The sequence below is a fragment of the Bacteroides faecis genome (genome assembly GCF_020091505.1).
Taxonomy (GTDB): domain Bacteria; phylum Bacteroidota; class Bacteroidia; order Bacteroidales; family Bacteroidaceae; genus Bacteroides; species Bacteroides faecis.
The window spans coordinates 2193199-2204623 of sequence record NZ_CP081916.1 but is presented as its reverse complement, the minus strand read 5'-3'; the positions used below and the strand labels follow the sequence as shown (position 1 = coordinate 2204623).

The window sequence follows — 11425 nt, the reverse complement described above, 5'->3', positions numbered from 1 at the left end:
ACAAGAAATGCTCAATGGATAGTTGCGTCACAAAATGATCATACTCCATTGCCGGCACCTTGAGATATTTTTGATTCCACCAGTAATTGAACGAATTATTGCCGAAATATCCACTCATCCAATTGGAATAAGGGATGAGCTGATTATAATAAATACTGAAATTCTGCTTTCTATTCCATATCTTATCCAACGAAGCGTCGTACATAGTCGCTAACATTTCTGCCTCGGCAGCCTGTCCTTGCGGTGTCTTAATCGTCAGCTTCCATTCCTCTTTTTGTCCGGGACGCAGTTTATCACGAAATACTTCCCACTTCATTGTCAACGTCTTGTCCGGCAGGCGTTTCTTCAATCGGACCTGTTCCTGATATACCTGTCCGTCCCTTACCATGCAGAAGTTGACAAAGACACCTTCTCCATAACTTTCCTTATACGGATATTTAAAGTGTACAATCGTATCGGACAAGTTCATGACTTTACTTTCCAGCAGTTCATTTCCGGAAAATACATTCATCATCACATAAGCCTCTTTCTTCGAAGTCCCGAAGCAGAACATTGCCGGATGCTCAGCATCAAATTCCGTATTTGCCTCATAGAACCACACAGTCGTTTCAATCGGCGGACGCTGATCTTTCGAAGAGAAAAGAATCGTATTCGCATCAGCTGTCACTTCCTTGCCTTGTGTATCTTTCACCGTTGCTTTCAATACATAAGGTCCGGAAGGAAGATTTCCCCAATGAATCGTCATTTCTTCGTTAGAAGTGAACGTTCCTGTTGCCACCGGCTTCTCATCCAGTTTCTTGAAATCCGCATCTTGGGCTTTGTACAAATTGAACGTACCCGTCACTTCAACAGGCTGACCATTCAGATTCTGTACCTTAAATACGGTATGAAACGGCTTATCTTTACAAGTCTTATCAGCTAACTCAGTCTGCAAAATCAACGAACGGTAACCTGCTGCAATCACATCTGTAGAAGACTGCGTTTCACCCGCCACATTGGTTGCAGTAGCTTCTATCGAATAACGGTAGTATACTCTGGCATCATTCTTATAAGCATCATTTTCTTCCAGACGGACCGGTATCGTAAATTCCCCGTTCTCATTGGCAGTCACCTCACCGGAAGCGATCTGTGTGCTTTCCGCAAACCGCCACAAACTAAAGACAGAACGCTTCACGGTATATTTCACGGGAAGATCCTGCAATAAAACACCGCTATAAGACTGTATCTTACCTTTTACCTCTACCTGATCTCCCAGTTGATAACTTCCTGTCTGTTTCTCAAAAGTGATATCGAATGTCGGGCGTTTATAATCTTCCACGCGAATACTTGTCCTGCCATTTCCGGCCTTCAACGAGAACATCCCATTCAAGCAGGCCGAAGGCAATGCAAAATCTGTGGCAAACGAACCGAATTCATTGGTACGTACCTTTTTCTGTCCGACTTCCTGATCGTTCGCATCTGTCAATATCACAGTATATTCTTTGTTCGGAAGCACATTCGCCGTATCCGATTTTTGTGCATAAGCAATTCCTTTCACATACACAGTCTGTCCGGGACGATACAAAGAACGGTCTGTCAACAGGGTCATTTGTTCCGAAACCTTATTTTCATCTCCATAATATCCATAGCTTCCGCCATAGATACCTTGAAACGGCATGGCAATATCCGCACCTTTGGTAGCTTTCAAATATCTGTATTCTGATTTCCAAGGGAATACCACTTTTCCATCTGCTCCTGCCGTAAATTCCTGCAATACTTTTTCATCATTTGTATAAAGAGTTATCTTTGCATTCGGAACAGGATGGCCCGTTTGTCCGTCCAGTGTCACTACCTCATACTGATTTCCCGGCAAACGACAAGTCAATGCCTTGAGACGCGTGACATTAAATTTACTTTCACTGTCTCTCTTTGCACGAATATCCGGAACAATACGCATTACATATTCTCCAACTTCCGGTGCCTTGAATGTAAATACTGTATCCTGTGTCCGGTAATCTTTCGGACGGAGAACTGCAAAATGCTGCTCCTTTGTCATTTTCTTAGCCTGATAGAGCCGAAGCGTAAATCCGTCCAGATTCTTGTGCGAAGCCCTTATCTCTATTTCCTCACCGGGAAAAGCCGTAGCAGCCGCAGTCACATTCAGAGAAGGTGCCAGGATATCTTCGCGAAGGTTCTTCAATGCATTGATTCTGCGGTAACCGGGATACAAACGGATCGCCTCGTCACAAAGTTGCAAAGCAACAGTTTCCTGTTCTTTCCCAATCGCATTATTAGCCTGAGCCAAATACACTTCAGCACAAAGATCTAACGACTTATACTCGGTTTTCAATGCATCCAGCCCTGTTTCATAAGGATCGAATGTCATATAAGTACCGCCTTTCTTCACTCTAAAAGGCTCACGAAAACTCTTCGAGGTGCCATGCTTCCAATTCAAATAATTCAGACTTGTCAGCAAACACCCTTCCTTATCCCCCTTGGCTTTATAAGAAGTGAGCATCTGATCATATATACGTTCAATATCCTGTTTCACCAACGATTCTTTTTCAGAAGAAGTTTCCTCCGAATAGGCCTCTATCGGAGTCGTACGATCCAGCCCCTGTATCCGCTGCAATGCTTCAATGCTGCGGGAAGCCAGTAAATGATACATATCATGATGATAGTATTCACTTGTTTCGCCCAACTCTACAAAAGGAATATAAGTACGTGAAGAAGTATTGAGCAATAACACAGAATCTGCCATTGCTTCTTTGACATTCGTCCTGACTTTCTCTACAAACATATTGGCTGTCCATTCTCTCATATCTGCCGAGGGAGCTTCGCCTGCAATTTCCGTCCGCTGCCGGAGTTGCCATTGGTTATTAGCGGCATAATCTGCATACATTCCTGCGATCAATGAATGCAATATAGCCCGGTCCATCGGTTTGTCAGCTTGCTTAGCCCATTGTTTCAACTCCTGCAGGCCTGTATAAAGGCTGTCAGGAGTCAGCATATCCCGATACTTCATCCGCCACATATACGCTTTCAACATTTGCGGAGAGTTCTTTTCCATCTCTCCTTTCTGATAGATCTCGCCTGTCAGCTTTATCACTGTTTGAGGCAGGCTTTTCTTTTCCGCCTGCTCCACTTCTTTCCACAATTTGTCGAACGTTTGTGCCTGCATCGCCGGAATCACTCCCAACCATAACAGCACCAGCATACACATCTGCTTTATTTTCATAATTTATCCAGTTTAAGTTTGATATATCTCTCTGTATAAATAACAAAGTAAAGAAATAAAGTTTAAAGATTTGTACTTTTTAGCTTAAAAAACACTTTTACAGAGAAGTAAGCAGTAGTAAGAGAAGATAAAAAAAGTGGGGATAACGTTTTCAATCACGCATCCCCACTTAAGCTTAGTTAATGTACTGAATCTCATTTTTCAATTCTGTACCCCCATGAAAGCATTTCGTTGCGACCTACTTCACTGAGGATTTTTCTAATGAATGAACTCATTTTCTTTGCCATAATCTTTAAACTTTTAAAATTACTAATACCTGAAAACTAAAAAATCAAGCTTTTTCCTTGGGGAGTATGCCAAGTGTTGAATATCCCCAAACATGTACATCGGCACTGCCGATCTTTCTAAACAATCTTTCTAACTTTTTCATTTTGTTATCCTCCTATTTACATGTTTTACAACACAAAAATACGACCTTTGTTTATACGTTATACCTAAAAAAGCCAGAATTTTATGTTTTACAGCATATTAATTGATTTGCATCAATTAATTTATTTGTTATGAGACAGAATTGTAATATCAATGGCAGCAACTATGACAAAAAGGCACGAAAGATTATCTTTCATGCCTTTTACTATATGACGCCTATTTATATAATAGGAAAAGAATACTTATTTCATCGGAGTCTGTGCTAAAGTAGCTACCAGAAAATCGTAGAACTTCTGTACAGTAGGAATCAGTGCTCTTTCGTCCGGTGAATGCGGTGAACGTAACGTCGGACCAAACGAAATCATATCCAGCCCCGGAATAATAGCACCGATAATACCACATTCCAATCCCGCATGAATTACCTTCACAGCAGGTTCTACACCAAACTGCTGTTTATAGGATTCCTTCATCGCATGCAAAATCGGTGAGTCAACATTCGGCTGCCATCCGGAATAACCTCCGGTCATTTCTACCTTCATACCTGCCATTGAGAAGCAGGATTCAAGACTGGTAGTCAGATATTCTTTCATGCTATCACTGGAGCTACGAGCCAGAATCTTAATCGCTGCCTTACCTCCGCCAATCGTGATGATAGCCAGATTGGACGATGTTTCTACCGTATCGGGAACGGTCGGGATCATACGAGTCACGCCATTCTGACAAGCAAAGATAGCATCAATCAGATTATCCTGAATCTCTTCGGGCACTTCACCGGCAGGAAGTTCTACACGCTCTGCCGTAAAACTGATCGGAGTTTCAATCGCAGCATATTCTTCATTGAACAGGTCTTCGCAATATTTCACCAGTCCCAGCAGTTCTTCTTCGTTTTCAGCAGGAATGGCAAGTACGGCACATGCTTCACGAGGAATAGCGTTGCGCATATTACCCCCGTCCCAACTTACCAAGCGAGCTTCATAGCTGGCAACCGCTTCACGTACGAAACGAACCAGCAGTTTATTGGCATTGGCACGTCCCTCATTGATTTCCAATCCGGAGTGTCCGCCGCGTAAGCCTTTCAGAGTGACTTTAACAGCGATATCGCCTTCTTCGGGAGCTACTTCTTTATATTCCAGCGTAGCAGTCACATCCATACCTCCGGCACAACCGATATACAGTTCACCTTCATCCTCTGAGTCAAGGTTCAGCAGGATTTCTCCGTTTACCGTACCCGGTTTTAAGCCGAATGCACCGTACATTCCGGTTTCTTCATCTTTGGTGATCAGTGCTTCCAGAGGACCATGTTTCAAATCATTCGCTTCCAGCACAGCCATGATAGCAGCTACCCCAAGTCCGTTATCTGCACCCAAAGTAGTGCCTCTGGCTTTCACCCAGTCGCCATCTATATAAGTTTCGATAGGATCTTTTTCAAAATCATGAACCGTATCATTGTTCTTCTGAGGAACCATATCCATGTGTGCCTGAAGAATTACACCTTTCCGGTTTTCCATGCCCGGAGTTGCCGGCTTACGGATAATCACATTACCCGCTCCGTCTACAAAAGATTCCAATCCCAAACCTTTTCCGAAGTTCATCAGGAAGTCAGTCACTTTCTCCATGTGTCCGGACGGACGGGGAATCTGAGTCAACGAATAAAAATGCTTCCACACATTCTGTGGAGCTAAAGAAAGAATAGTACTCATAACAAATCTATTTTTTATTAAGTGATTACTTTCGCTGTCTATTGGTAAACGACAAAGCCGCCAAACCATATACACCCAACAAAACTACCAAAAAAGTTTGAATACCGTGCACAATTAGAGCAAATATTCCGGCATCCGTTACATTTACTCCGTAAAGCATCATCATGGAGATGATGGCAAAATGCCACGGTCCCGCCCCGTTAGGAGTTGGCACAATGACAGCAAACGTGCCACCTACAAACATTACTAAGGCCGCCATTACCCCCAGATGAGCCGTAAAAGCGAAGCAATAGAACGTAAAATAGAAATGAAAAAAATAACAAGCCCAGATGGCTAATGTATAAAAGATGAACAAAGGAATATTACGTACACCTCTCAAAGACATGATCCCTTCCCAAATATTCAGAACAAAGCCTTTCACCTGTTCATAGAAAAACAGCGTCTTCCGTAAATAATAAAGGAGGACCGCTACCCCGATAAAGCAAAATAGGACGATATAGAACCATACTGAAGTCAGAAGGTGTATCAAAGAAGGTATTTTGGTACCTGTGTTTTCCAGGAAAGTGACAAAGATCGGCATTTGCAGCAGCACGGTCACACCGGTAATCAGAAGAATGGTCAGTGTATCTACCAGTCGTTCCGTCACCACTGTCCCCAGCGACTTGGCAAACGAGACATTATCGTACTTCGCCAATACACCGCAACGACTCACCTCCCCTATCCGGGGAACAATCAGACTGGCAGCATACGAAACAAAAATGGCATTCACGCAGTCACTTCTCTTGGGAAAAGCATCCAACGGTTCCAGCGTCTGCCGCCACCGCCATCCGCGGAACACCTGGGCAAGCACTCCAAACAAGAGAGAGAAGAGCATCCACCACCAGTTCGTGCCATGCCGCAATACCTCGCCGGCTTCGGCGAAATCAAAGTCGCGATAAACCCAATATAGAATAAAGCCGCCTAAAACGATCGGTAATATCAGTTTCAGCGTCTTTTTTAGTAGTTTCTTCATCCTTAATTCTTCATTCTTCATTTAAAAGAATTACCTTTGTCGGCTGCAAAAGTAATTATTTAGTTGGTAAATGAAATTAGTAAAGCCTAAAAAGTTTCTCGGACAGCACTTTCTGAAAGATTTGAAAGTAGCGCAGGATATTGCCGATACAGTCGACACCTTTCCCGAATTGCCGATATTGGAGGTAGGACCGGGCATGGGGGTATTGACACAGTTTCTGGTAAAAAAGGACCGGTTGGTAAAAGTCGTTGAAGTGGACTACGAATCGGTTGCCTATCTCCGCGAAGCCTATCCGTCACTGGAAGATCACATTATCGAAGACGATTTTCTGAAAATGAATCTTCACCGGTTGTTCGACGGAAAGCCTTTCGTTCTGACCGGTAATTACCCATACAACATCTCCAGCCAGATATTTTTCAAGATGCTGGAAAACAAAGACATCATCCCCTGCTGTACCGGAATGATCCAGAAGGAAGTAGCCGAACGTATCGCTGCCGGACCGGGCAGTAAAACCTACGGCATCCTGAGTGTACTGATACAGGCATGGTATAAAGTAGAATATCTCTTTACCGTCAGCGAACATGTTTTCAACCCGCCTCCCAAAGTTAAAAGCGCCGTCATCCGGATGACACGCAATGACACGCAAAATCTGGGATGCGACGAAAAGCTGTTCAAACAAGTAGTGAAGACCACCTTCAACCAACGGCGTAAAACATTGCGCAACTCTATCAAACCGATTTTAGGCAAAGACTGTCCGCTGACAGAGGACGCCTTATTCAACAAACGCCCGGAACAGCTATCGGTAGAAGAATTCATCAGCCTGACAAATCAGGTAGAGGAAGCACTGAAAGCAGCCAACACTTCCGGCAACTGACAGTCTGTGAGAGGAACCTGTATGTAATTTGTAAAACGTTTAATCGCAAACAAAAAGATGAACGAGGAATACATTGACAACGTAAAACACCTTATCGAGCAGAAGGATGCCGATAAGGTAAAAGAACTTCTTGTCGACCTTCACCCCGCCGACATCGCTGAACTGTGTGATGACCTGAATCCGGAAGAAGCCCGGTTTATCTATCGCCTGCTCAACAATGAAACCGCAGCCGACGTACTTGTCGAAATGGATGAGGACGTTCGTAAGGAATTCCTCGAAATGATCCCTTCGGAAACGATTGCCAAGCGCTTTGTGGACTACATGGATACGGATGACGCCGTAGACCTGATGCGTGACCTCGACGAAGACAAACAGGAAGAAATTCTTTCGCACATCGAAGACATCGAACAGGCAGGCGACATTGTAGACCTGTTGAAATATGACGAAAACACCGCCGGTGGTCTGATGGGCACCGAAATGGTAGTCGTAAACGAAAACTGGAGTATGCCCGAATGTCTGAAGGAAATGCGCCAGCAAGCCGAAGAACTGGATGAGATATATTATGTATATGTCATCGATGACGATGAACGTCTAAGGGGAATTTTCCCGCTCAAGAAGATGATCACCTCCCCTTCTGTATCCAAAGTGAAACATGTGATGCAGAAAGACCCGATTTCGGTACACGTAGACACTTCCATCGACGAAGTGGCACAAACCATTGAAAAGTATGACCTTGTTGCCATCCCTGTAGTAGACAGTATCGGCAGACTGATAGGACAGATCACTGTCGACGACGTCATGGACGAAGTTCGTGAACAGTCGGAACGCGATTACCAGTTGGCATCCGGTCTTTCGCAGGATGTAGAAACCGATGACAACGTACTGAGACAAACCACAGCCCGGCTACCGTGGCTACTGATCGGTATGATCGGAGGAATCGGAAACTCCATGATATTGGGAAACTTCGACGCCACTTTCGCCGCCCATCCCGAAATGGCATTATACATTCCGCTGATCGGTGGTACGGGAGGAAACGTCGGAACACAATCTTCCGCCATCATCGTACAAGGACTTGCCAACAGTTCGCTGGACGCAAAAAACACATTCAAGCAAGTAACCAAGGAAGCGGTAGTAGCTTTAATCAATGCTACCATCATTTCCCTGCTGGTATATACCTACAACTTTATCCGGTTCGGCGCGACGGCTACGGTCACTTATTCCGTATCCATCAGCCTGTTTGCCGTAGTAATGTTCGCCTCTATCTTCGGTACCCTCGTTCCGATGACACTGGAGAAACTAAAGATAGACCCTGCCATCGCGACAGGTCCGTTTATAGCCATCACAAATGACATAATCGGCATGATGTTGTACATGGGAATTACGGTTTTATTATCCTAAAAACACGATAATCAAAAAAAAATAAGCAAAAGAGTATGAAGTAATCGTTTTATTTCATTATTTTGTGACCCAAAACTAATATACAATGATGGACGCTCATGACACTAATCTTCCCTTGAACCAAGGGGAGTTAGAAGAAGAAAAGAAAACAGTTGAGGTTTCTGAAGCCATTACAGAGACTCCGGCTGAAGAAGGTACCGAAAAAGTTACTGAAGAAGTTACTGCCGAAGTTCAGACTGAAGCAGCACCTAAACCTGCCACAAAGGAAGACGTACTGAACCGATTGAAAGAGCTTGCGCAAGACTCGGAAAATGCGAACAAGCAGGAAATTGACAACCTAAAACAATCATTCTACAAGTTGCACAACGCCGAAGTGGAAGCTGCCAAGAAGCAGTTTATCGACAATGGAGGCGTTGCTGAAGACTTCACTCCGAAGGATGACCCCACAGAAGAGGAATTCAAACGCCTGATGGGATCTATCAAAGAGAAAAGAAGCCGGCTGGTTGCCGAACAGGAACGTCAGAAAGAAGAAAATCTGCAAGTCAAGCTTTCCATTATCGAAGAACTTAAAGAATTGGTAGAATCGGGTGATGATGCCAATAAATCTTATACAGAGTTCAAAAAGCTGCAACAGCAATGGAACGAGACCAAACTGGTTCCTCAGGGCAAGGTGAATGAACTTTGGAAGAATTACCAACTGTACGTAGAGAAATTCTACGATCTGCTGAAACTGAACAACGAATTCCGTGAATACGATTTCAAGAAGAATCTGGAAATAAAGACTCATCTTTGTGAAGCTGCCGAAAAGCTTGCCGACGAAGAAGATGTAGTTTCCGCTTTCCACCAGCTTCAGAAGTTACATCAGGAATTCCGTGATACGGGTCCGGTAGCTAAAGAATTGCGTGACGAAATCTGGAACCGCTTCAAAGCTGCTTCTACGGCTGTCAACCGCCGTCACCAGCAACATTTCGAAGCGCTGAAAGAATCGGAACAGCACAATCTGGATCAAAAGACTGTCATTTGCGAAATTGTAGAAGCAATCGAGTACGATGAACTGAAAACATTCTCAGCCTGGGAAAACAAGACACAGGAAGTGATTGCTCTGCAAAACAAATGGAAGACCATCGGATTCGCTCCTCAAAAGATGAACGTGAAGATATTCGAACGTTTCCGCCACGCCTGCGATGATTTCTTCAAAAAGAAAGGAGAATTCTTCAAAGCGCTCAAAGAAGGAATGAACGAAAATCTGGAAAAGAAGAAAGCACTTTGCGAAAAGGCAGAAGCTCTGAAAGACAGCACCGACTGGAAAGCAACCGCCGATGCGCTGACTAAGTTGCAGAAAGAATGGAAAACCATCGGTCCGGTAGCCAAGAAATATTCGGATGCCGTATGGAAACGCTTCATCACCGCCTGCGATTATTTCTTCGATCAGAAGAATAAGGCCACTTCTTCACAACGCTCTGTAGAAGTAGAGAACATGGAGAAGAAAAAAGCGTTGATTGAGAAATTAGCTTCCATCGACGAAAATATGGATACGGATGAAGCCGGTACTTTGGTACGCGACTTGATGAAAGAATGGAATTCCATCGGTCATGTCCCGTTCAAGGAAAAAGATAAATTGTACAAGCAATATCATGGCTTGATCGACCAACTGTTCGACCGATTCAACATCAGTGCGTCAAACAAGAAGTTGAGTAATTTCCGCTCGAATATCAGCAATATTCAAGGAGGCGGCTCACAATCTCTGTATAGAGAAAGAGAAAAACTGGTACGTATTTATGAGAATATGAAGAATGAACTTCAGACTTATGAGAATAATCTGGGATTCCTTACTTCTTCTTCCAAAAAAGGTAGCAGCTTGCTGACAGAACTGAACCGCAAGGTAGATAAGCTGAAAGCTGATCTCGAATTGGTATTACAGAAAATTAAAGTAATCGACGAGTCATTGAAAGCAGAAGAATAATCTTCTCTTAAAATAAGAAGTTATTCATAATTCACTTATATAAAGCCAACTAAGTCATCCCGGTTTAGTTGGCTCTTTTATTTTCCCCGCTTCTCTTATATAGAAAGCCATTCCTATTCCGGGGTCAGTCAAAAAACAGGTTTGAGCTCTATACTGTACAGAAAAGAATATATTTAGGCACGGATTACACGGATTTCACGGTTTTAGTGCTATGATTAATTACGTAAAACAACCGTGTTCATCCGTGTAATCCGTGCCTAATCCTTAATTTATAATTTAATTCATTTCCGTACGGAAAGAAACAAACTGAAAACAACCGGAGCTTTGGATTGATCCCCTATTCCATATAGAGAAATCAACAGGACCGAGTCACTTCTACATAAGAGTTTTTCGGGCATTCTATTGTCATCTGTCAGCTTTTAGTGTTTAAACTGCTATAAAATAGCCGTTTATCTCATGACAATAAGACCTGATAATAAGGCTGACAATAGAAAACAGGCATTTTATTGTCAGCCCATTGCCCAAAGATAAATCCTGCGATTTAAATATTCTCTCCTTCTTTTTGCGTTTTGGAGCACTCACTTTGCTCATGACAACTAATCAAGGTAGTTGTGCCATACCAGTAAAACAGTTGTGCCAACGTAGTGACACAACCGTGCCAACACGGTGGCACAACTGTGCCAAGCCTTTGGCACAACCATTTCCAATAGAAGAAACAACAGTTCCAAGCGAGGAAACAACAATTCCATAAACACGAAACAACAGCTTTCCACAGATGAGCAAGCAAAACATCCATCCTGTCATTTATCCCCCCTCAAGGTTTACGAGAATA

The 11425-nt window shown here is 43.4% G+C and carries 5 protein-coding genes and 1 pseudogene; 3 read left to right on the top strand and 3 right to left on the bottom strand.

Translation table 11 applies throughout. From position 1 onward, the window contains the following. Positions 1 to 28: 28 nt before the first annotated feature. The 3 genes and pseudogenes from K6V30_RS25475 to K6V30_RS08650 all read right to left on the bottom strand — a co-directional run. Positions 29 to 3217: pseudogene (locus K6V30_RS25475) on the bottom strand (MG2 domain-containing protein); the annotation flags it as partial. A 671-nt stretch (positions 3218 to 3888) separates the two neighbouring features. Then, positions 3889 to 5346: an aminoacyl-histidine dipeptidase gene (locus tag K6V30_RS08655; RefSeq protein WP_010536636.1), complete on the bottom strand. Its 1458-nt coding sequence runs from the start codon at positions 5344 to 5346 to the stop codon at positions 3889 to 3891. A 25-nt stretch (positions 5347 to 5371) separates the two neighbouring features. Beyond that, positions 5372 to 6358 (bottom strand): lysylphosphatidylglycerol synthase transmembrane domain-containing protein, encoded by a 987-nt coding sequence (locus tag K6V30_RS08650; RefSeq protein WP_010536635.1) that lies wholly within the window; start codon positions 6356 to 6358, stop codon positions 5372 to 5374. 70 nt (positions 6359 to 6428) lie between these two features. Between K6V30_RS08650 and rsmA the strand changes: the two genes are divergently transcribed. The 3 genes from rsmA to K6V30_RS08635 all read left to right on the top strand — a co-directional run bounded on the left by rsmA (position 6429) and on the right by K6V30_RS08635 (position 10593). Further along, positions 6429 to 7232, top strand: coding sequence for a 16S rRNA (adenine(1518)-N(6)/adenine(1519)-N(6))-dimethyltransferase RsmA (gene rsmA, locus K6V30_RS08645; RefSeq protein ID WP_010536634.1), 804 nt, complete (start codon positions 6429 to 6431; stop codon positions 7230 to 7232). 57 nt (positions 7233 to 7289) lie between these two features. After that, positions 7290 to 8630 (top strand): magnesium transporter, encoded by a 1341-nt coding sequence (gene mgtE / locus K6V30_RS08640; RefSeq protein ID WP_010536633.1) that lies wholly within the window; start codon positions 7290 to 7292, stop codon positions 8628 to 8630. 85 nt (positions 8631 to 8715) lie between these two features. Beyond that, positions 8716 to 10593: a DUF349 domain-containing protein gene (locus K6V30_RS08635; protein ID WP_010536632.1), complete on the top strand. Its 1878-nt coding sequence runs from the start codon at positions 8716 to 8718 to the stop codon at positions 10591 to 10593. Positions 10594 to 11425: the final 832 nt, after the last annotated feature.